This window comes from Mesorhizobium sp. M0968, assembly GCF_040319065.1.
Classification (GTDB): domain Bacteria; phylum Pseudomonadota; class Alphaproteobacteria; order Rhizobiales; family Rhizobiaceae; genus Mesorhizobium.
Genome location: NZ_JAMYNL010000040.1, coordinates 12,553 through 34,426, shown reverse-complemented (window position 1 = coordinate 34,426; position 21,874 = coordinate 12,553). Strand labels below are relative to the sequence as shown.

The following is a 21,874-nucleotide window of genomic DNA, read 5'->3' as shown; positions in this document are numbered from 1 at the left end:
ATCGAAAGCTTGACCCCAGCACTCCGGTGCTCAGGTTCTCCTGGCTGCCGGATGCGCACGTCTGCGGTCTTCACCGGATGGGTACGTTGCTATTCGAGCACCAGATCGTGGACACGCCGCTGGTCGACTTTTGACCGCCGGACTTTTCGGCATACCCGGATGTGAAAGCAGAGAGCGCAACGTCGCTTTATTACCGACGACACGATGCGGTAACCGGCGCCTCGGTCACCGCCGCAAGCAGCTGCTTTGGGGGCGGACGCCGGAAGCCGTTCACTCCCATGACATAGGAGCCATATCGCATTATCGGCAAGGCGCGCGAGCAAGGCATCAACTTCATTGACACCGCCGAAGTTTACCACAACGGCAAGTCCGAGGAAGTCGTCGGTCGCTGCATCAAGGCGACGCGCGATCATTGGGTCGTGGCGACCAAGTTCGTCAACTCGCACGACAAGGGGCCTAATCTCGGCGGCCATTCGCGCAAATGGGTGATCCAGACGGTCGAGAACAGCCTGCCGCGCCCCTGATCGGCGCAACAGGCGGCGGTCAACGCCACGCTCTGGTGATCGAGCATCAGCTTCGCCCCCTGTTCGGCTTTTACTTGGCACTGACGGTGCCAAGCGCCGTCTATGGCAGTGACAGCGACTTTTTCCGACGGGAAGCTCACGGACCCGCAGGTTCTGGCACGGGCCGGGCAGGCGGTGGACCAGTTCGCCACCCTGGTTTCGGCACGGCAGCCGAAGCGCCAACAGGTCAGTCTGGCCTCAGCCTAAGGGGCAGCGAGTCGTAGACGTCCCTGATCATTAGGTTCGCCAGACCATACGAGAGAATGCGAAGGAAATGGGTTGGCGAACCCTCCGGTAACGTATTGATTTGCCAATAGGGAACGTTGACCCCGCAGGTCGAAGCGTCGCATTTGTTCGCCATGGCATCGTTCGCGCGTTGGAAGCGATGTTAGCATGCAGGCGAGGCATTACGAAAACGGGGGAGGTCTCATGAGTTTCGATGATATCGATCTCAATTTGCTGAGAGTGTTCGACGTGATGATGCGTGAAAGGAGCGTAACGCGCGCAGCTGCCGAATTGGGAAGAACACAATCAGCTGTAAGTCATTCCCTATCAAAACTTCGGTATTTATTGCAGGACGAATTGTTCACGAGAGATGGAGGCGAGATGCGGCCAACGCCTCGGGCGGTTGAGCTGCTGTCGGATATTTCTGCCGCGCTGGCGATTATCCGCGCATCGATCGACCGGCATCAGATCTTCAATCCAGCAACGACGCGACGCAACTTTCGCGTGGGACTCACTGACTATCACGCCATGATATTCATCCCAGGGCTCATACGGGAATTTTCGAGGCAAGCGCCTGGCGCGACGCTGAACGTCATTCCCGCAAACGGACCCGAAATCGGTTCATCGGTCTATTTGAGACAAGTCGACTGTGCGCTGACGGGAGCGGCAATACGCGATGACCCAGGTCTCTTGAAGGTGGAGCTTGGCCAGGATCAATTGTTTTGCGCGGTGTGGAGTGGAAGCAAGATCGCCAGGAACGCAATGACACTGGAAACATATTTGGCCAGTTCTCACCTGCAGATTTCCGCAGATGGTCTGGCAGAAGGCCTCGCGGATGCCGCCCTCAAGCAGCATGGTCTCCGGCGCAATGTCGTTGCGACCATCTCGAATTATCTGGTGCTGCCCTGGGCGCTTCGCGGCACTGAACTGATTACCCATTGCGGCGATGCCATCCTGCAAATTCTGGACGAGAGGAGTGAGGTGACGTTGGTCCCGCCGCCCCTTGCCATATCGAATGTGAATGCCTGGCTCATTGTTCACCGCCAGATGGCGAATGACCCGGGTACCAAATGGCTCCGGGAAATAATCATGAGCATCTACAACGAGTCGCGGACCGAGAGAGACCAAGGGTCAACCGTCGGAGCACCGGGGTTGGCTGCACCATAGGTCGCGCGCGCCGTCGCTCATTCGATTAGCCCGCCCCAAGCAAACTAGCCCGATCAGCACTCAAGCTCCCGTTCACCCGAGAGCGAGCGCCTCCTCAATTATGAATGGCGCTCATATTCGCAATGAGAACAGTCAATTTGACGAATAGTCATACTTGAGGCCACATTCCCTTCAACAAAAACAGGGGAATACCGAAATGAGATCGACGTTTAAGGGCCTACTTGCCCTCGCTATCGCGTGCACCGCCTCCTCGGCGTCGTCCGCAACCCTCGACAATGTCAAGAAAAATGGCCTGCTGACGTGTGGCACAAATTCGGCCACGGCTGGCTTCAGCCTTCCCGATAATGAAGGTAAATGGACCGGATTTGTGGTCGACTATTGTCGCGCCGTGGCCGCTGCCGTGCTCGGGGATGCGCAAAAGGTTAAGTTCATCCCATTGACGCCAAAAGATCGCTTCACCGCCTTGCAGTCGGGGGAGATCGACATTCTTGCACACAACGCAACATGGACATCGTCGCGCGATACGTCTCTCGGCATACTTTTTGCGGGGACGTACTTCTATGACGGTCAGGGATTTATGGTGCGCAAGGCGGACAACATCACATCAGCCAAGGGGCTCGAGGGCGCATCGATTTGCGTCACCCAAGGCACCACGACCGAGTTGAACCTTGCCGACTATTTTCGCTCGCAGTCGATCAAGTACACCACGGTTGGTTTCGCCGACGAGGAAGCTGTCGTGAAGGCTTACGAGGAGGGGCGTTGCGACGTCCTGTCGGCGGACACCTCTACCTTGAACGCATCGCGGCTTCGCATGGCCAAGCCGGACGACAGCATCGTTCTTCCCGAACTGATCTCCAAGGAGCCGCTTGGCCCGGCAGTGCGGCAGGGAGACGACCAGTGGTTCAATGTGGCGAAGTGGACGCTTTACGTCATGGTGGCCTCCGAAGAATACGGGGTCACCTCCAAAAACGTTGATGCGATGAAGTCGTCGGACAATCCCAGCATCCGCCGTCTGCTTGGCGTGGAAGGCAGCATCGGCAAGGACATCGGGCTCGGCGACGACTGGCCGGTCGAGGTGATCAAACAGGTCGGTAACTACGGCGAAGTGTTTGATCGGAATGTCGGCAAGGACTCCCCACTGAAAATGGAGCGCGGCATGAACGCGCTCTGGAACAAAGGCGGCGTTCAGTACGCTCCGCCGATTCGCTAGGCAAAGCATGGTTGCAAGGCGCTGGCGCGTTACCGCCAGCGCCTTGCACAGATCCCGATAGGAACACGCCATGTCCGATTTGTCGCTTCCAGCACCCTCGCGCAGGAGCCTATCGCTGCACGATACGAAAGTGCGCGGCGTTTTCTACCAGCTCTTGCTCGCAGGTTGCCTGTTGGCTTTGGCCCTGGGCATCGGCATGCAGACCGCATCGAATATGCGGGTCCGGGGGATTCCGCTCTCATTCGATTTTTGGGGTGAGGCTGCCGGCTTCGACATCAATCAAACCCTGATACCGTACGATGCACTATCCACCTACGGTCAGGCGTTCTGGGTGGGAGTGGTCAATACCCTCTACGTCAGCTTCCTCGCAATCTTGCTGGCCACCTTGCTTGGCTTCGTCATCGGCGTTGCCCGCCTCTCGCCGAACTGGATCGTTTGGAAGGTGGCGACCGCCTATGTCGAGCTTGTGCGCAATGTCCCGTTATTGCTGCAGCTGCTGTTCTGGTACAACGCCGTCCTCAAGCCGTTGCCTTCCCCGAAGGCGTCCATCGCCATCCCGGGCGGCATCTACCTCAACAATCGCGGCCTCATCATTCCGGAGATCCAGTGGCATCCGGGGGCGGGGCTTGTGGGCCTGGCATTGGTAGCGGCCGTTTTCTGCTCCATTGCATTCTGGTTCCGCGCCAAGAGTGTCCAGAAACGAACTGGCAAGCAGCTGCCGGTATTTTTGGTCAGCCTGGCGACCTTGATAGGATTTCCGCTGATCGTGTTCCTGGCGGCTGGCGAGCCGGTCTCGTTTGTCGCGCCGCAGCTGCGGGGTTTCAACTTTCAAGGCGGACATCAACTCTATCCAGAGTTTGCCGCTCTCCTGATCGGTCTGTCGGTCTACACCGGATCCTACATCGCCGAGATTGTCCGGAGTGGCATCCAGGCAGTGCCAAAGGGCCAGAGCGAGGCTGCGTATGCGCTGGGGCTGGCGCCGGGCAAGACGCTTCGCCTTGTCGTTGTTCCGCAGGCGCTGCGTATTATCATCCCGCCTTTGACAAGCCAGTATCTCAATCTAATCAAGAACTCGTCGCTTGCGGTGTTCATCGGCTATCCCGACCTCGTTCAGATCTTTGCCGGGACGGTACTCAACCAGACCGGCGCCGCCGTCCAGGTCATGGCGATCACCTTGTCCGTCTATCTCGTTATCTCCCTTGCCACGTCGTTGGCCATGAACGCGTGTAACCGACATTTTGCGATCGTGGAGAGGTGACGCATGAGCGATCAGTCCATGCATTCGCCAATTGTCAGCAGCGCGCTCATACCAGCGATGGCGCCCCCCGCTGACGTTTGGCCGGGTCCAGTGACCTGGATGAAAAAGAATCTGTTTTCGACGCCGTCTTCAGGCGCGCTGACAATATGCTTTCTCCTCTTCGCCGTGTGGCTGCTGCGTCACTTTCTGAGCTTTGCGATCTTCGACGCGGTCTGGAGCGGCGGCCGCGAGGCTTGCCGCACGAACAGCCAAGGAGCTTGCTGGCCATTCATTGCCGAGAAGTTCGATTACCTGCGATACGGCGCGTACCCGGCTTCCGAGCGGTGGCGCGTTGATCTCGCACAGGCTATCGGGGCCATCCTCATTGTTTGGCTCCTGTGGACGAAGGCTCCGCGGCGCAAAGTGGCGGCGTTGCTATTCTTCCTTGTGTACCCCGTTGCCGCGTTCGTTCTCGTGCGCGGGGTCGCCTGGCTCCATTTGTCTGTCATCGATACGACGCTCTGGGGCGGTCTCCTGATTACGCTGCTGATGTCGATTGTGGGCATCGTCTTCTCGCTTCCGATCGGGGTTATCCTGGCGCTTGGACGCAGGTCCGAACTCCCTTTCGTCAAGGCGGTTTGCGTCACATTCATCGAAGTCGTCCGGGGGGTGCCGTTTATCACGGTATTGTTCATGGCGAACTTCATGATGCCGCTCTTCGTCCCGGACTATCTGACGCCTGATCGTCTCCTGCGCCCGCTTATGGCGATAGCGCTGTTCTCGTCCGCCTATATGGCCGAAGTTGTGAGGGCCGGCCTTCAGGCGATCCCGAAGGGCCAATACGAGGCGGCGAAGGCGCTTGGGATCACCTACTTCGACATAATGCGCCTGATCATCCTCCCCCAGGCGTTGACGATCGTCATACCGAGCATCGTCTCCACCTTCATCGGTCTGTTCAAAGACACGACTCTGGTCGCCATCGTCGGCATCGCGGATTTCCTGAAAGCCATCGAAACGGCGCGCATCGATCCGAACTGGGCAGGCCCGACGATCTCATCAACCGGCTACCTCTTTGCGGGACTGGTCTACTGGGGCTTTTGCTTCGGCATGTCCCGTTACTCGCAATCGATGGAGCGCCAATTGGCGCGCGGCCACAAATCTTAGGACGCGACGATGATGCCACAAGCAATGTACGCATCGACCAAGGGACAGCCCTTCAACAAGGCGATGGCCATTGAACTGCGTGACGTCAACAAATGGTTCGGTTCATACCATGCGCTCAGGAACATCAACCTGGCGGTGCCACAGGGGCAGCGCATTGTGATCTGCGGCCCCTCGGGGTCGGGCAAATCGACGATGATCCGGTGCATCAACCATCTCGAGAAGCATCAGTCGGGCGAGATCATCGTCGACGGCAAAGCGGTGACCGGGGATCTGCGCAAGAGCGACGAAGTTCGCAGCAACGTCGGCATGGTTTTCCAGCACTTCAATCTGTTTCCCCATCTTACGGTGCTTGAGAATTGCACCCTTGCGCCGGTGTGGGTGAGAAACATGCCGCGGATGGCGGCCGAGGAATTGGCGCGCCATTATCTGGAGCGCGTCAGAATTGCGGAAAAGGCGGACAGCTACCCGGGTCAGCTGTCGGGTGGCCAGCAGCAACGTGCTGCAATTGCCCGGGCTCTCTGCATGAACCCGAAGATCATGCTCTTCGACGAGCCAACCTCTGCCCTCGATCCGGAGATGGTCAAGGAGGTGCTCGACACGATGGTGTCGCTCGCCAGCGAGGGCATGACGATGCTGTGCGTGACGCATGAAATGGGCTTCGCGCGGGACGTGGCCGATCGTGTGGTGTTCATGGACCGCGGGGAGATCGTCGAGATCAACACGCCCCATCAGTTCTTCACCAACTCCCGGTCGGAACGAGCGCGGCAGTTTCTGGCGCAAATCCTCAAATAGGGAAGTCCGCAGAGGCAAAGCGGCCGTGGCCGTGGCAATAGATTTTTTCAGGTGATTATCACATGGCTTGTGCAGACACGCCCGCGTCGGCGGTTGGGCAACGAAATATTCCGAGAATTGATTTCGACCAAATCCACGATCGCCAGCAATTCGGATCCGTCAAATGGGCCAACCAGTGGGACGAGTTCTCTCCTCAGGTGCAAGGCCAGGACCTGCTCTCCCTATGGACAGCAGATATGGATTTCCGTGCTCCGGAAACCGTCATCGCGCGGCTGCGCGAGGCCGCGGACCATGGCATTTACGGCTACACACGCCGCGATCCGCGCCACTATGAGATCGTGCAATCGTGGTTCACACGCCGGCACAACTGGTCGCCGATGCTGGAGACCCTGCTCCCCGCGCCGGCGATCATGCCGTCGGTCGCTGCGATACTGCGAACCTTCACGAAGCCTGGTGACGGCGTCATCGTTCAGTCACCCGTGTACTCGCCCTATTTCGAAGTGGTTCAAGGAAATGGCCGGATTCTGCTCACGAACCGGCTGAGGCTGCAAAACAACAGGTATGAACTCGATCTGGAAGACTTCGAGAAACTGGCGGCAGGCGGCGCCAAGGTGTTCCTGCTGTGCAATCCTCACAATCCTGCCGGAATGGCCTGGACACTCGAAGAATTGACAGCCCTGAACGACATTTGTGAGCGCCATGGGATTTTGGTCATATCCGACGACATTCACTGCGACATAAGGTTGTCGGACCATCCGCACATCGTCTTCTCCTCCATCTCGGACGATGCCGCGGAGAAGTCGTTCATCTGCACCGCTCCGACGAAGACTTTCAACCTCGCCGGGGTGCCTTCGGCAACCATTGCGGTGGCGAGCAAAAAGCGCCGCGAGCAGCTTCTTGCCGCGATGCAGGCCTCATTCATGGTAAATGCAAATTTTTTCGGCCGCCTGGCCCTGGAGGTTGCCTACAGCACCGGCGCGCCCTGGCTCGATCAACTCACATCCTACATCGCCAGCAACATTGATCTGGTTTGTGACTTCGCCGGCGAATACCTTCCAGGCATTACGCCCATGCGGCCCGACGCATCGTTTCTGGTTTGGTTGGACGCGTGCGCGCTCGATCGTAGAGTGGGTGGAATTCAGAAGTTCTTTGTCGATCAGGCCGGGGTCAATCTGTATGACGGCCGCGTCTATGGGCCTGGCGGCGAAGGTTTCATCCGCCTGAATGTCGGCTGCCCGCGTCCCCTGCTGCGCCGAGGGCTGGAGCGGATGTCCAGCGCGCTGGCATCCTTGTGACTGAGCGGAATCAAGCCAGGATGCCCCGAATGCGAATTGCCATTATCAATCCCAACACGACCGCTTCGATGACCAGCGGGATCGTCGCAGCCGCCATGGCGGTGGCAGGCCCAGGGACGAGATAGTGGGCATGCATGCCAACGGCTGGACCTGAAGCGATCGAAGGGCCATTGACGGTGCACTCTCCGTACCGGGCCTGCTCAAGCAGGTGGTCGCGGCGGAAATGGACAATGTCGACGCCCATATCATTGCCTGCTTAGACGATACGGGTGTCGACGCGGCAAGCGCCATCGCTACCAAGCCCGTCATCGGTATAGGCAAGGCTTCGCTTCATCCATCAGCCTTGTCGCTCACAGCTTCTGTGTCGTGACCACTCTGTCGCGTTCCGCGCGACTGATTGAAGACAACATTCGCCGTTACGGGTTCTCCCGTCGCTTCCGGCGCGTGCTTGCCTCCGACATCCCGGTCCTCGAGTTGGAGAGATCTGAAAGTGGTGCCTCCGAACGAATTTCGGAGCTCATACGCGAAGGTGGAGGCATAGGCTGCTTTGGCGCCGAGCTGGAGGTGGTCTCCGACCGGTCGCCGAACTGATCACCCGGAATACAGATGATCATGCTCGGCATGAGCGCCGGCCCAAATGCCGACGCGCAGTATTTGTTCAGCGAGGACATGCCTGCCCACACCGCTGGCCACAGGCCGCGCCACGCCAAGACCTACCGCAATTTCGCCGCCGAATATGAGCGGCTGCAACGAGAGCGTATCGCCGCCTATCGCGAGCTCGTATCCGACGTGCAGACGGGCGCTTACCCGAGCCGCAGCACGTGGTCCCGATCACAGATGAAGAGTCTCGACCTTCAGCACCTCTCTCGAATTTTAGAAAGCCAAGATACACAATAGGCTGCGAGATTCCCTTGCGGTACGCTGACCGAACGAACCTAATCTGTTTGGTCAGTTCACGACCGCGGTTCTCGCAGCATCTCCGCTCCGGACCCAAAAGCTGACAGGCTGCCTTCGGCCCCAAATAGCCAATACAGAACTGCAGGGCGAGCGATCAGCGCTTGTCCGCCGGCTGGCTGCTCGTCGTCGAAGGGATGCGGGCGATGACCTTGATCTCGAAATCGAAGCCCGCAAGCCAATTGACGCCCACTGCGGTCCAGTTCGGGTAGGGAGGTGCACCGATTTCTTCCGCTCGGACGGCCAGAACTGTCTCGATCTGTTCGTCCGGGTTGGTGTGGAACGTTGTGACGTCGACGACGTCGTCGAAGCTGCACCCGGCGGCCGCCAAGACCGCGCGCAGATTGGCGAAGGCCCGTCGAACCTGATCCGCGAATACGGGCTCGGGCGAGCCGTCCTCACGGCTCCCGACCTGACCCGACACGAAGAGAAGATCGCCGGACCGAATGGCTGCGGAATAGCGGTGGATATCGTATAACGCGTGCCGGTTGGCCGGGTAGACGGCGTCACGTGTAGGCATCTCATGTTCCTTTCTGCCTTGATAAGAGGTGGGCACGAGCAGCGGGCCGGAGCCGGGGGTCACAGCCGCGCCAACTCCTCGTCTGTGAAATCCGCCGCAACCGCGATGTCATTCTGCCGGTCGAGCTCCTCGATGCGTCCGCCGAGTGCCTTGCGGATGCCGGCATAGGCCTCGGCACCGAGCACCAGCCGTTTCGGGAGCGGACCATCCTGATCGGCAAGCCTGATCATTGCATCCGTCATGCGGTCGGGGTCGCCCTTGATCACCCAAGACCCATGGAGCGCCTCGCGGACCTGATCGGCGGGGGTTCCCTCATAGGCCGCGAGCGGCTTGGTCCGCGCGAGATTGCCGCCGAACCCGGTCCGCGCCGGCCCGGGTTCCACAAGGCTGAATTCGATGCCGAAGGGAGCAGCCTCCTGCGCCACGGATTCGACGAACCCCTCGATACCCCACTTGGTCGCGTGATAGAGGCTGAAAGCCGGATAGGCGATCTGGCCTCCCTCGCTCGATACCTGTAGAATCCGACCACCACCCTGGCTGCGCAGATGCGGCAACGCCGCCTGGATGAGCGTGATCGAGCCGATGAGATTGGTGTCGATGATGTCCCGAACCTGCACATCGCCAGCCTCTTCAGCCGCGCCGAGCAGGCCATAGCCAGCATTGCTGACGACGATGTCGATCCGAGCGGATGCCGCGAAGGCCCGGTCGACCGCGGCGCGGACCGAGCTCTGGTCCTTGAGGTCCATTGCGACGATGCGGAGCCGTTCGGGGTAACTTGCACGCAGGTCGGGAAGTGCGTCCTCGCTGCGACTGGCACCGACGACGCGGTCTCCCCTGATCAGGGTCTTCTCCGCCAGCAGCCGGCCTAGACCAGAAGACACACCCGTTATGAGCCAGGCCTTTTCCATTTCTCATTTCTCCAATTGATCCAGGCAGGAGATAGGGCAATCGCATTGCGCGCATTAGCCGTTGAAATCGGCATGGGACAATGCAAAATCCCCATCAATGCCCCGCCCGTCGCTCAACGATCTCACCGCCTTCGTCGCCGTTGCCACATACCGTAGCTTCCGCCGCGCAGCGGACGAGATCGGCACGGCACCTTCCACATTGAGCCATGCCATGCGTGCGCTCGAGGAACGCATGGGCGTGCGACTTCTGAACCGCACCACACGCAGCGTCTCGCCGACAGAAGCCGGGTTCCGGTTGCTCGACCGTCTTCAGCCGGCGCTCGCCTCGCTGGACGAGGCGCTCGACAGCGTCGCGGGGTTCCGGGGCAATGTCGCAGGAACGGTCCGCATCAACGCACCGCGATTGGTGGCCGGGCTTCTCGTTCGCGCGGTTCTTCCGCAGATGGCGGAGCCCCATCCGGACGTGACCGTGGACATCGTCGTCGAGGGACGGCTCATCGATATCGTGTCCAGCGGGTTCGATGCCGGCGCGCGCCTCATCACATCAATTCCCAAAGACATGATCGCCGTGCCGTTTGCACGCGCGTTGACGTTCATCTGTATCGCGTCACCCGCCTATCTCGATCGCTTCGGGGAGCCGGGAACGCCCGAGGAATTGCAACGCCACCATTGCATCGGCCACCGTATGCCCAGCGGCAAGCTCTATCGATGGGAGTTCGAACGCGCAGGCCAGGAACTGGTGATCGGGGCAAACGGCCCCATCGTTTTTGATGACGAGGAACTGATGGTCGAAGCCGCAATAGAGGGTCTGGGCATCGCCTATGTGGCGGATTGGGCCGCCGAAGCCGCGTTGTCCGATGGCCGGCTACGCAAGGTCCTGACCGCGTGGACGCCAGCACCGGAAGAAGTTGCGGTCTGCTACCCCGGACATCGAGCCGTGCCGCCCGCCCTGCGGGCTTTTCTCGATGTTGTAAAGGACCTGCGGAAGAAAAGAACCCTAACCAGATCAACGAAGCCGACGCCCTCGCGCGGAATAGCCGCAGCGGGGCGAAGCGAACAGCTGAAGATCGCGGTCCTGCTCTGACCCAGCTCGCGTCGCATGAGTTCGAGCAACTATTCGAGCGAGAGCTTCTCGCGGGGGCGCAAATTCCTCGATCGGGGCTAGTTTCCCGAGATGAGGCAGGTCACCGTTAAACGCAGGGTCCAATCACTACCTTCCCGTGACCTTCCGAACGTCTGCAAACGAGCAGGGCCGCGCCGCTTTTCTGGGAGCTGTGAAAACGGCCTGGGGCGGGTACCAAGCGTGCGATTCACTAGTTGCAGCTAACGTGGTGGAGGCATTCGCGGCCCGTTGTACTGATGAACTGATGGCTCTCAGAACGCGGTCATCTGCTTAGCTCCGTTCAGCGCACCAGCGCGTCCCGATGACAGCCAGACGGATGCCGGCAGTGCCGCCCACGCTATCCCTTGACCGCCGGGCCGACGATCGAATCCACAAAGAAGCGCTGCAGCAAGACGAAGAGCACCAGTGGCGGGAGCACGGCAAGCGTCGCGCCAGCCATCACCAGTCCCGTGTTGAGAGCGCCTCTGTTGTAGCTGAGCAGGCGACTAAGGCTGATGACGATCGGATATTCGTGTGCATTGCCCTGTAGAACGGTCAGCGGCCAGAGATAGCTATTCCAGTGATAGACGAAGGCAAACAGCGCCAGTGCCGCGATTGCCGGCGCCACGCTCGGCGCGACGATCTTGAACAGGATCAGGAGTTCCGACGCCCCATCCATCCGCGCTGCGTCGATCAGATCGTCGGGCACGCCGGCTATAAACTGGCGCATCAGGAAAATGCCAAACGCATTGGCGAGATTGGGCACGATAATACCGGCAAGGCTGGCGTTCAGGCCGATTGATCCGACGAGACGGTAAAGCGGGATCAGCGTGACGATCGGCGGCAGGAACATGGTGGCGATCAGCACCGAAAACAGCAGTGAGCGGCCGGGAAAGTGATGCTTGGCGAAGGCGTAACCAGCCATCATGCTGGTGACCAGAATGCCGGCGGTGGTGATCGTGGCGATCACGAGCGAATTCCACATCGAGCGACCGACATTGATGACGCCGGACACTTTCTCGTACGCTTCGAGGGTCGGCGTGCGCGGTATCCACACCGGCGGCACCTGCATGGTTTCGGCCGGCGTTTTCAGGCTGGAGAGCACCATCCACAACAGCGGGAAGGCGGAGGCCACGGCAACCAGCAGCATCAGCGTGGCGAGCAGTGCTCTGCGGCCCGCCAGGCGTTTGCGCGCCAACCGGCTCGATGCTGAGCGGCCCGGCGCGCTCATTCGTCATCCTTCCGGTTGGCGAATGCAAACAGCGCACACACAATGACGATCAGCGACAGCATCAGCATCACTGCCATGGCCGAGCCCAGCCCGCCTTGTGCCCGCTCGATGCCGACTCGGCGGATATGGTAGGTCAGCACGTTGGTCGAGCCGACCGGCCCGCCTTGGGTGATCAGCGCCACCGGCTCGAACACTTGCACGGCGTTGATGATGGCAATGACGGCGCTGAACAAGAGCGTGCGGCTCAATAGCGGCAAGGTGATGAAGCGGAACTGTTCGCGCCGGTTGGCGCCGTCAAGCGTCGCCGCCTCGTAAAGACTGCCTGGGATCTGGGTCAGCCCGGCAACGGCCAGCACCGTAAAATAGCCGATCTGCTGCCAGACATTGAGGACGACGATCGAGATCAACGCCGATCTTGGCGAGGACAACCAGAGTTGCGGGCCGATGCCGGCGAGACCGAGCACCTGGTTGAGCGGCCCTTCGCTCGGCGAATAGAGCTTCGACCAGACCAGCGTCACGGCGATCATCGGCACCATGTAGGTGGAAAACAACACGGTCCGCAGCGCCGTACCGCCTGCGACATCGCGCTGGTGGACCATCAAGCCGAACACTACCGAAAGGGGCAGGATGAGCATCACCGACAATGCCGTGTAGATGGCGGTGTTGAGCAGCGCTCGCTTGAAATCCCGCCCGACCGAGGTCGGCCCGAATATTTCGCGAAAATTGTCGAAGCCGATGAAGCTCGCATTGGAAAAAGGCGTCTGCGTCGACCAGTCCTGGAATGACAGCCAGATGGTGAGCAGCATCGGCAGCAGGATGAAAGCGCCAATCAGTGTCACGGCGGGCGCCAGCATGATGCCCACCGAGGCACGATAGCTCTTGATCATCGCTCTGCTTCCAAAGCGTCGGGCTCTCGAAACAGCGCCTTCGCTATTTGGCGGCACGCTCCAGGATCGAGACGGCATCGGCCTGCGCGTTCGCCTGCGCATCCTTGGCCGAGAGCTGCCCATACTGCAACGCCTCGAGCGTCTGCTGCAGCGATTCGCTGAACTCCTGGCCGCCCGGGACGACAGGGAAGGGCTTGGCGTCAGCAAGCACGCTGACATAGCCGGACAGGAACTCGGAACCGAGCTTGTCCTTATGGGCTTCGATGTCGGAGGTCCGCGTCGGCAGGATGCCCATCGACATCAGAATATCCGACATTGCCGATGCGCCGTTCTTGCCGGACTTCGGACTGTTCAGCCATACCAGGAAATCCCATGCCGCTTTTTGCTCGGCCTGACCGGCTTTGGCGTTGACGACGGTCATCCATGAATAGGAGATCGAGTGCGGCTTGTCGCCGCTCGGACCGACCGGGATGGGTGCGGTGGCGATATTGGAGAACTTGTCGCCCATGCCGCTCTTCAATGCGCTTTCCCACCAGTTGGCCATGATGATCATGCCGGTCTTGCCGGAGACGAAATTGTCTAGGAAGGGGCCGGTTGTGTTGGCGTCGGCCGTGGCCATCGCCGGATCGCTGGCGCCGGACTTGATCAGGTCCTCGTAAAGCTGGAAAGTCTCACCGGCTTGAGGACTGTCGAGCATCGGTTTGCCGTCCTTGACCAGCTCGCCGCCATTGGAGACCAGCAGCGAGGCGAAGGGATGGACGACGCCCGCCGCCCAGGAATTGATCATGCCGAAGCCTTGCTGGCCGGCATCTTTCCTGGTCAGCTTCTGGGCCGCATCCTTCAATTCGGACCAGGTCTTCGGCGCGGCTGTAATGCCTGCCCGTTTGAACAGCTCCTTGTTGTAGTTCAGCGCGTAGACGTCGATCTCGTTTGGAATGCCGTAAAGCGTGGCGCCAACAGAGGCTGCACTGACGACACCGGCCGGCCACGCACTCTTGACCTCGCCGGCAACTGCATCGGGGGCCGGCGCGACCAGCTTGTCTCGCGCCAGTTCGGGCAGCCACAAATCATAGATGCCGCCGATCGTCGGCCCGTCCGAGCTGCCGCCCTGGGAACGCAATGTCGTCAGGAGATCGCCGAAGGGAACGGCGCGCACGGTGACGGTCACATCCGGATCGCTCTTGGCGTAGTCCTTGGCCGCGGCGTCCAGCAAAGCGACCGTTTCGGGCGACCAGTGGGTCAGATAGGAGATGTTGACCGATTGGGCCCAACCAATGGTGGGCGAGGCCAACAACCCTGCAGCAAGTGCCAGTTTCGAAATCCAAGCCAAAGACATCCGACCCTCCGCATAGCCACACAGCGATGTCCATGACGTTATGACAACCAGAAGCAACGATGCAAGCGCTATCTTCGTGGAGAGCTCCTGCCGGCGTTGCGGCGTTTTCTTACTCCGGTTTTGTGAAGGGAGATCACAGATAATAAACAGGAGTTTAAGTGCTATGGCTCGAGCTGTTTCTCACTGCTGGCTATCCCCCAAAACCTCTTGCGATCGAAGTCATGTCGTTATAATGACACTGAGCCGCTTTTCGTTGCCGCGGCGGAGACAGGCAGCCTCTCGGCTGCCGGGCGCCGCTTGCAAAGGATGCCGATGTCGAATGGGAGACGAAGCATGGTTCATCGACACGCTGCGCTCAGCCCGATCGGCTTTGGCGCCGCGTGCACCGGAGTCTGTACCGCACTGCCGACCAGAGCCGACGACGCCGTGGCGTCGTGGACCTGGCGCTCCGAGGCCCGGGCGGCAGCCAGTCGGAGTCGCTCTCGATGACACGCGTTCTGGCCATCGATCTTGGCGGCACCAACTTGCGCGCCGCTATCCATACCGGCGATGTTCGCTGGCTGGAGATGCTCAGCCGCGAGCCCGCACCAGCAAGTCTTGATGCCTTCGTCGCCCGCGTCGGTGCGTTGCGCGCCGAGGCCGGTCCGGTCGAGGCACTTGGCTTAGCGGTGCCGGGGCTTGTCGAGGGCTCGGTCTGCCGCTGGATTCCGAACCTGCCCTATCTCGACGGCATCGACATCGCGGCCTTGTTTCCTCGTCTGCGCGTTGCCGTTGGCAATGACGCGCAGGTCGCCATGCTGGCCGAAGCGGTCGAAGGTGCCGCAAAAGACCTGTCCGATGCCATCCTGCTGGCGATCGGCACCGGGATCGGCTCCGCCGTTCTGGCCAATAACCACATCGTCGCCGGCGTACGTGGCGGCGCTTGCTCATTCGGCTGGGCCTGCGCCGACATCGAGGATGAAGGCGACGACCGCGGCGGCTGGCTGGAGCGCTTCGCTTCCGGGCGGGCATTCGACGCCGCGGCGCGCCAGATCGGGCTTGCCAATGGCGGCAGGCTGGTCGAGGCGGCCCGGGGTGGCAAGACGGCCGCCCTTGACGCATTGGAGCTGCCGGCGCGCCGGCTGGGTACTGCCTTGGCGGGTGCGGTCGCGCTGCTTGACACCCAGGCGGTCCTGATTTCCGGCGGGCTTGCCGATGCGCTGGACGTCGTTGGACCGAGGCTGCTTGCGGCATTGCGGCGTCAGCTGCCGCCGCATCTGCGCGATGTCGTGCTGCGGTCCGGCGAATTTGGCTCCCGCGCCGGTCTCGTCGGCGCCTCGCTGGCCGGTCTCGCCGGAGCACAGTGGAGGCAGATAAGATGAGCCAAGTTAGCTTCCAGCTGCCCGACCGCCGAAGGCCCGAGCCGCTCTGGTATCAGGTGGAAGAGGCCATCCGCGCCGTCGTGAAGAGTGGCGAGTGGGCGACCGGCCACCAGATTCCGGCCGAAGACAGACTGTGCGCCCTATTCGGGGTGAGCCGCATCACGCTGCGCCACGCGCTGCGTAATCTTGAGGAGCACGGACTGCTCAGGCGCGAACATGGCCGTGGCACCTTCGTGCGCTCCACCACGCTGGTCGCCGGCACCCGCGAACTCACCAGCTTCACGCAGGAAATGGGCAATATGGGCGTGGTCGCCGGCTCGCGATTGCTCGACTGCAGCCTGACCACCGCCAATGCCGCCGTGGCCGGAGCGCTGGAGATCGAGGAGGGCGATCCGGTGGTGCGCATCCGGCGGCTCAGGCTCGGCAACAACGAACCGATCGGTATTCAGACTGCGCAACTCTCGGCCGCGCGCGTGCCCGGCTTTCTCGATGCCGGCCTGTTGCAAGGCTCGCTCTACGAAGCGTTGGAACGCCATTACGGCATCGTGCCGGTCGCGGCGCGCGAAAACTACCGTGTTGGCGCGGTCGGGACGGCGGATGCCGAGTTGCTCGATCTGCCTGCGGGGAGCCCCGCTTTCGTGGTCGAGCGCATCACCACCGACGAGCGTGGCCCGTTCGAATTCACCGTCTCGGTTATGCGTGGCGACCGCTACGAAATCCGCTCGACGCTGCGTGCCGGTCGCGCCGCGCCAACCGCAAGAAGCTGAGCCATTACCGAAGCCGACACATAACAGGAGTACCGACGTGTCCGATCTCTACATACCTCGCCTTGCCGCCCTCATCGAACAGGCCTCGAAAGCCAATGCCGAAGCCTTTGGCGAAGCGGCCAGCCGCTTTGCCGACACCCTCGAGAGCGGGGGGTTGGTTCATCTTTACGGCTCGGGCCACTCGGTGTTGCCGGTCCAGGAAGTGTTTCCGCGCTACGGCAGCTATGTCGGCTTCAATCCGCTGACCGACCCGCGTGTCATGTGGCATAACGTGCTCGGCGCCGGCGGCGTGCGCGAACTTCTGTGGCTGGAGCGGACCGAGAAATACGCCGAGAAATTCCTCGACCACCAGCCGCTGAACAAAGGCGATTCGATCATCATCTTTGGCCACAGCGGCCGCAATTCGTCCGGCATCGACACCGCGCTTTATGCGAAAGAACGCGGCATCTTCGTCGTTGCGATAACTAGCAAGAACAATCTCGACAAGCCGGCGACGCACTCTTCAGGCAAACGGCTTGCCGATGCCGCCGACCTTGTCATCGACACCTGCTCGCCGATCGAGGATGCCATCGTGCCGGTCGAGGGCTGGAGCCGTCCGGTCTCCGGTTCGTCGACCGTGCTTGCCATGATCCTGGCGCATGAGCTGATCGCCCGCACCGCCGAGGCGCTTTCGAAACGCGGCATCGAACTGCCGGTTTTTGCCTCGCCGACAATTGCCGGCGTCACACTGCACGACACCGACGTCATCTATGGCGTCTATCGCGAGAAAATGCTCGAGGCACAGAAGAAGCACCTGCCGACCTTCCAGGCGACCATGCGCGGCGAATGACAACCGGGGAGGGCACGCAAAACGCTAGGACGTAGACTCATCACCGCGTAGCCAGTTGCGAGTTGAGACGAGTTTTAGGGCAGCAAGGTAGTTTTCTGCCAGCTTGTCATATCGAGTTGCGATGCGACGGAACTGCTTGGCCTTGTTGAAGAAGCGTTCGACGAGGTTGCGGGCCTTGTAGAGGAGGGGGCTGAAGCACATCGGGTCCTTGCGGTTGGCCTTGGGCGGGATGTTGGCCATGCCTTTTGCTCGGTGACGGCATTGCGCAAGGTGTTGGCATCATAGCCGTTGTCGGCGAGCAGCATGGCACCCTCGGGCAAATCCTTGATCAAGTCCGCTGCGTAGGCGATGTCACTCATTTGACCTGCCGTGAGCGTCAGCTTGATCGGCCTGCCTTCGGCGTCGACAAGAGCATGGATTTTGGTCGTCAGCCCGCATCGGCAACGACCGAGACAATGATCTCGATTCCCCTTTTTGCCATCGCACCCTGCTGATGGACGCGAACAATGGAGGTGTCGATCATCTGCACCGTTGCATCATGGGCTTTGGTGATGCCATGCATGAGGCGGTCCCACACACCTGCTTTCCGCCATCGAACGAAGCGATTGTAGCAGGTGGTGCGTGGGCCGTAGCGCTCGGGCAGATCGCGCCATGGCGCACCCGATCGCAGCACCCAGAAGATGCCGTCTGCCCGCTGTGCCTGGACGGTGATCGTGCCGAAGAAAACCAGTGCTCCAGCGAACGTTCCTCGTAATATTGCGTTTAACCATGAAAGACGACGATTCGCCCAAAGCATGCAAAAGGGCGCATCGGCTCTTGCGCCGCGATGCAAGGCCAGGAAAGCCTTACGCCAGATCAGTTTGTGAAAAGTCATTGCCCTTGTAAAGCAGGGCAAGCCGGTGAGCCTTCGCGCAAGCGTAGGCAAAACAATCGCCGAAATTGAGATCGGCTTTGTGCCCGACTGCTTTGCCGTATTTCATGCTGGCTTCGATCGCCCGGTCGCCGATATCGCCGGATATCATGATTTCCTTGCCGGCGATCTCGATCAAAAAGGCGTCGACGGTATCACGGGCTTGCGCCAGCATGTCGGCCGTGGGCTTGGCGTTTTTTTTGATGGCTTCGGCCGACGCTCGCGCGAGACCCTGGACTGCCTCGAACCGGACGAGCGGGGAGGTATACAGCGGCTTGGTCGCGGCCGCGAGCCGCTTTTCCAGTTCTTCCGCGCCAGGTTCCTCGTTCAGGATGGCAACGATCACCGAGGCATCGACGAACATCAGTCGTCGCTCCACATTTGGTCGGTGAATTTCTTCATATCGAAATCAGGGTTGGCCGGCCCGATCCGCCGCGCCATTTCCTTGACTTTGGCAAGTCTCTCGCGCAGCGGGACGCTGCCGCGGTTGCGCTCGATCTCATGGCGCAAGGCGGTTCTGACGGCCTCGGTCTTGCTGCGCGCCTTGGTAATCTGCTGCAGCTCGACGGCCATGGCATCGACGTCGGGATCGCGAATGAAGAGCGGCATTTGTATATCCTCTGAGCGATATATGTATATCATATCGGAGATATACTCGCCAGCGAATTCGCGAGCGGCGGTTTTGATAAGGAGGGAGGGAGGAATCCAGCTCGCGAAAATCCGTCGGGAGGGTCGGTTCTGGTGCTCAGTCCTTGGAATTGCTCGGCGTCTGAAACACGTCGCTCCGGCCATGTCACTGTCAACGCCCACATGCCCAAGGCGTATCGACGCTACGTGCGCCGACGCATGCGCATCCCAACATCCGCGGCGACCGATTGATGTCGATAGACCGCCCACGCGCCCGACGAGGCCAGCGCCAGCTGCATCAATTACGTCAGGTTCATAACGGCCATAATCCCGGCCCAGCGAACTCTCTCGTTAGGGCAGCTCGGGGAGTGCTACGGCTGGATGCTCTTGGGAACATCCCGAGCGCATGATCCGGCGGCGAGGATAAACAATCTGAACCACGCGCTGCCTCCACATCATGGCGCCGGCGAACTCAACGAAGCCGTGCTGCCATTCGTGGTGAACTGGATAACACCGCCTATCTTCTCGCTCGAAAATACGGCGGCCTCGACATTCATTGCCGGGGTTACCTCGACGGATCCCTTCGCCGTCTATCCGCGTCTCATCGGCTGTCGCGCTGATCCGGATTGACAGCCACCCGTAATTAAAGGGCCGTTTGATGACACCTAGGCCTCCCCAGCAGTATTAGTTCACAAAGCAGATCGGCACCCGCGATCCGCTGGATCCGGTCAGCGTGTGCTTCGGGTTCGGGGTGCAAGATCAGGCGGTGCCATTTGCACGGATGGCGGCGAACCAACCACCACGGCAGGGGCGCCAGATTGCTCACCGCGCTGGCTCTCTACTTCGCGGCTCATACGTTGGTGAGCAGCTTGCATCTCCGGAACGGTGAAAACCGGCACCTCGCCCTTGAAACCCTGGAGTTCAAAGGCGCCCGCCTGGACGACTGGCATCGATGCTCCTGCCGCAAAGCCGGGACCAAGCACCAGGGGGATGCCCAGCTTCTTGGTCGTCGACTCGAGCCGAGCCGTGCGGTTCACCGGCGAACCGATCGCGGTGTAATCGAAGCGCCGTTCGGAGCCGAAATTGCCTACCGAGCACATGCCCGTCTCGATGGCGACGCCGATTGCGATGGAGGGGTGGCCGTCCGCGCTGAAGGCGGCGTCTTCACGCTTCACCCGTTCGATCAGGGCACGGCCCGCGTCGAGCGCGCGTTCGCGATGGTCCGGCTGATCAAGCGGCGCGTTCCAGAAAGCGAGCACCGCGTCGCCCATGAACTTGTCGATGGTGCCGTCGCGCTTGAGGATCTCATCGGTCGCAATGCCGAGGAAGTGGTTGACCACCTTTGCGATTTCCTGGGTATCGAGTTGTTCGCTCATCGTCGTGAAGCCGCGTATGTCGCTGAGCAGGATCGTGATCTCGCGCTTCTCGCCGGACAGGATCGCTTCGGTGTCTGAGCTTGCGAGGCGCTGCACCACGGAAGGCGACAGATACTGGGAGAACTGCCGTGCCAGGGTGGACCGGCGCTGCTCGCTGCGCCTGTAGAGAACATAGCCTTCGAAGCCGGCTACCAGGATCGTCGCAAGCGCCGGCTGCAGCGGGTCATAGAGTGCACCCTGCAGGCTGTATTCGAGAGCGCCGAACACGAACGGCGTGACGGCCAGCAGCACGAGAGCCAGGGCACCAAGCACGACACGCCCGGCGAGCACTCCGGAAAGTCCGATGAAAATGACGGCACTGAGGACAAACCAGAGCCGCTCCACCGTACGCGCATGCGGCGGCTCTGTCAGATAGCGCCCGGCAAGCAACTGGCCGATTGCATCGGCGTGGATGTCCGCGCCTGGTCGCGCTGGACGTGTCGGGGTGGGCAGGTACTGCGTCAGTCCCACAGCCGACAGATCGACAATGGCGATGGCGTCCCGCAGCCGCGGATCACTGCCGCCCGAAAGGATAGTGCTGGCAGATAGACGGGGCGTATCCGTGGCGGTTTCCCAGAGGCGGATGCTCCCCTCCGCCTCGAGCGGCACGATGGCGCCGGTCATCCTGAGTGCGTCGAACCCGGCGGCATTCATCCGGGCTATGTAGCCGTCCTGCCCGGCGTAAAGGCGCAGAAGCTCGAGCGCGAAGGACGGCCACAGCTGCACGCCTTGAGCGGTATTGCGAAGCCACAGCAGCGGCACATGGCGCAGTACGCCGTCGGGATCGGGCAAGGTGCGAATTACGCCGAGGCCCGCGGCGGCGTTCGAGAATTCGGCAAGCGAGCCGGTCAGGCCGGCGAAGCCGGGAAGTGTGTCGGGTACCTGTCCGACGATCGACCAGCCAGCTTTGGGCCCTGCTTCTGAAACCGTCGCCTCGTTGCCCAGGCTGACAGCAAGCGCCGTTCGATTTTTGGCCAGTGCCGCTGCCAGGCGCTTGTCTCCGGCGATGCCCTCAGGCGAGGTGTCGGCCTCGGGCAGGACCAGCGCAAGCCCGATGACCGCGGCACCGGATTTGGTGATGCCATCGACCAGATCGGCCAAGAGGCCTCGGTTCCAGGGCCATCGCCCATGTGCCTTGAGGCTGGCGTCGTCTATCGAGACGATCACGACAGGATTGCTCGTCGCCTCGCGTGGGGCGAGGAACTGGTAGAAGTCGTACGTGCGTTCGCGCAGGCGCGACAACGGCCCGTCAAAAGCCAAATGGCAAGCGAGCAGCAGGAGCACGACCACAAGGCCGGATACTTTGCGCCTGCCTGCTTGCCGCCAATCAGCCCAGCGCCAACCGACCAAGAGGCTCATGTCGTGCGGCCAGCC

General features: G+C 61.0%; 19 protein-coding genes and 3 pseudogenes. 13 read left to right on the top strand and 9 right to left on the bottom strand.

All coding sequences use genetic code 11. From position 1 onward, the window contains the following. Positions 1 to 293 precede the first annotated feature (293 nt). The 8 genes and pseudogenes from NKH67_RS31585 to NKH67_RS31550 form a co-directional block, all read left to right on the top strand. Positions 294 to 518, top strand: a pseudogene (locus tag NKH67_RS31585) (aldo/keto reductase); the annotation flags it as partial. 474 nt (positions 519 to 992) lie between these two features. Further along, the gene (locus NKH67_RS31580; protein ID WP_352475066.1) at positions 993 to 1,955 is read left to right on the top strand and encodes a LysR family transcriptional regulator; all 963 of its coding nucleotides are present in this window, start codon (positions 993 to 995) and stop codon (positions 1,953 to 1,955) included. A gap of 196 nt (positions 1,956 to 2,151) precedes the next feature. Beyond that, positions 2,152 to 3,165 (top strand): amino acid ABC transporter substrate-binding protein, encoded by a 1,014-nt coding sequence (locus NKH67_RS31575; RefSeq protein ID WP_352475065.1) that lies wholly within the window; start codon positions 2,152 to 2,154, stop codon positions 3,163 to 3,165. Positions 3,166 to 3,235: 70 nt separating this feature from the next. Then, the gene (locus NKH67_RS31570; protein ID WP_352475064.1) at positions 3,236 to 4,423 is read left to right on the top strand and encodes an amino acid ABC transporter permease; all 1,188 of its coding nucleotides are present in this window, start codon (positions 3,236 to 3,238) and stop codon (positions 4,421 to 4,423) included. Positions 4,424 to 4,426: 3 nt separating this feature from the next. Continuing rightward, entirely contained in the window at positions 4,427 to 5,566 is a 1,140-nt protein-coding gene (locus NKH67_RS31565; protein ID WP_352475063.1) for an amino acid ABC transporter permease, read from the top strand. Between the two features lie 63 nt (positions 5,567 to 5,629). Continuing rightward, on the top strand, positions 5,630 to 6,358 hold the full coding sequence (locus NKH67_RS31560) for an amino acid ABC transporter ATP-binding protein (RefSeq protein ID WP_353032681.1): 729 nt from the start codon (positions 5,630 to 5,632) through the stop codon (positions 6,356 to 6,358). A gap of 62 nt (positions 6,359 to 6,420) precedes the next feature. Further along, entirely contained in the window at positions 6,421 to 7,653 is a 1,233-nt protein-coding gene (locus NKH67_RS31555) for a MalY/PatB family protein (RefSeq protein ID WP_352475061.1), read from the top strand. Between the two features lie 29 nt (positions 7,654 to 7,682). Then, positions 7,683 to 8,537: pseudogene (locus NKH67_RS31550) on the top strand (aspartate/glutamate racemase family protein); the annotation flags it as partial. A 167-nt stretch (positions 8,538 to 8,704) separates the two neighbouring features. Here NKH67_RS31550 and NKH67_RS31545 read toward each other — a convergent pair. Further along, the gene (locus NKH67_RS31545) at positions 8,705 to 9,127 is read right to left on the bottom strand and encodes a RidA family protein (RefSeq protein WP_352475035.1); all 423 of its coding nucleotides are present in this window, start codon (positions 9,125 to 9,127) and stop codon (positions 8,705 to 8,707) included. Positions 9,128 to 9,186: 59 nt separating this feature from the next. Then, a complete protein-coding gene (locus NKH67_RS31540; protein ID WP_352475033.1) occupies positions 9,187 to 10,035 on the bottom strand; it encodes an SDR family oxidoreductase in 849 nt (282 codons plus the stop codon). Between the two features lie 97 nt (positions 10,036 to 10,132). Here NKH67_RS31540 and NKH67_RS31535 point away from each other — a divergent pair, with 97 nt between their 5' ends. Further along, positions 10,133 to 11,119 carry a LysR family transcriptional regulator gene (locus NKH67_RS31535; RefSeq protein ID WP_353032683.1) on the top strand — a complete coding sequence of 329 codons (987 nt, stop codon included), beginning with the start codon at positions 10,133 to 10,135 and terminating at the stop codon, positions 11,117 to 11,119. 376 nt (positions 11,120 to 11,495) lie between these two features. Here the strand turns inward: NKH67_RS31535 and NKH67_RS31530 are convergent, their stop codons facing one another. The 3 genes from NKH67_RS31530 to NKH67_RS31520 are packed head-to-tail and all read right to left on the bottom strand — an operon-like array spanning position 11,496 to position 14,591. Next, positions 11,496 to 12,368: a carbohydrate ABC transporter permease gene (locus NKH67_RS31530; protein WP_352475032.1), complete on the bottom strand. Its 873-nt coding sequence runs from the start codon at positions 12,366 to 12,368 to the stop codon at positions 11,496 to 11,498. Continuing rightward, positions 12,365 to 13,255, bottom strand: a complete 891-nt coding sequence (locus NKH67_RS31525; protein WP_352475031.1) for a carbohydrate ABC transporter permease — start codon at positions 13,253 to 13,255, stop codon at positions 12,365 to 12,367. The genes NKH67_RS31530 and NKH67_RS31525 overlap by 4 nt, the downstream gene beginning before the upstream one ends. A gap of 43 nt (positions 13,256 to 13,298) precedes the next feature. Then, positions 13,299 to 14,591, bottom strand: a complete 1,293-nt coding sequence (locus NKH67_RS31520; RefSeq protein ID WP_352475029.1) for an ABC transporter substrate-binding protein — start codon at positions 14,589 to 14,591, stop codon at positions 13,299 to 13,301. Positions 14,592 to 15,076: 485 nt separating this feature from the next. Between NKH67_RS31520 and NKH67_RS31515 the strand changes: the two genes are divergently transcribed. The 3 genes from NKH67_RS31515 to NKH67_RS31505 are packed head-to-tail and all read left to right on the top strand — an operon-like array spanning position 15,077 to position 17,548. Beyond that, a complete protein-coding gene (locus tag NKH67_RS31515) occupies positions 15,077 to 15,952 on the top strand; it encodes an ROK family protein (RefSeq protein ID WP_352475028.1) in 876 nt (291 codons plus the stop codon). Next, positions 15,949 to 16,719: a GntR family transcriptional regulator gene (locus NKH67_RS31510; protein WP_352475026.1), complete on the top strand. Its 771-nt coding sequence runs from the start codon at positions 15,949 to 15,951 to the stop codon at positions 16,717 to 16,719. Before NKH67_RS31515 ends, NKH67_RS31510 begins: the two co-directional genes overlap by 4 nt. Before the next feature lie 37 nt (positions 16,720 to 16,756). Continuing rightward, positions 16,757 to 17,548, top strand: coding sequence for a sugar isomerase domain-containing protein (locus NKH67_RS31505; RefSeq protein ID WP_352475024.1), 792 nt, complete (start codon positions 16,757 to 16,759; stop codon positions 17,546 to 17,548). A 24-nt stretch (positions 17,549 to 17,572) separates the two neighbouring features. On the opposite strand, the pseudogene NKH67_RS31500 reads toward NKH67_RS31505, so the two are convergent. The 3 genes and pseudogenes from NKH67_RS31500 to NKH67_RS31490 all read right to left on the bottom strand — a co-directional run. Beyond that, positions 17,573 to 18,236: pseudogene (locus NKH67_RS31500) on the bottom strand (IS5 family transposase); the annotation flags it as partial. Positions 18,237 to 18,393: 157 nt separating this feature from the next. Beyond that, complete coding sequence (locus NKH67_RS31495) at positions 18,394 to 18,822, bottom strand: type II toxin-antitoxin system VapC family toxin (protein WP_352475136.1); 429 nt, start codon at positions 18,820 to 18,822, stop codon at positions 18,394 to 18,396. Continuing rightward, a complete protein-coding gene (locus NKH67_RS31490; RefSeq protein ID WP_353023341.1) occupies positions 18,822 to 19,067 on the bottom strand; it encodes a type II toxin-antitoxin system VapB family antitoxin in 246 nt (81 codons plus the stop codon). The genes NKH67_RS31495 and NKH67_RS31490 overlap by 1 nt, the downstream gene beginning before the upstream one ends. Positions 19,068 to 19,466: 399 nt before the next feature. Here NKH67_RS31490 and NKH67_RS31485 point away from each other — a divergent pair, with 399 nt between their 5' ends. Further along, on the top strand, positions 19,467 to 19,715 hold the full coding sequence (locus NKH67_RS31485) for a hypothetical protein (RefSeq protein WP_352474937.1): 249 nt from the start codon (positions 19,467 to 19,469) through the stop codon (positions 19,713 to 19,715). 98 nt (positions 19,716 to 19,813) lie between these two features. On the opposite strand, the gene NKH67_RS31480 is transcribed toward NKH67_RS31485, so the two are convergent. Continuing rightward, positions 19,814 to 21,859 (bottom strand): CHASE2 domain-containing protein, encoded by a 2,046-nt coding sequence (locus NKH67_RS31480; protein ID WP_353032677.1) that lies wholly within the window; start codon positions 21,857 to 21,859, stop codon positions 19,814 to 19,816. Positions 21,860 to 21,874: the final 15 nt, after the last annotated feature.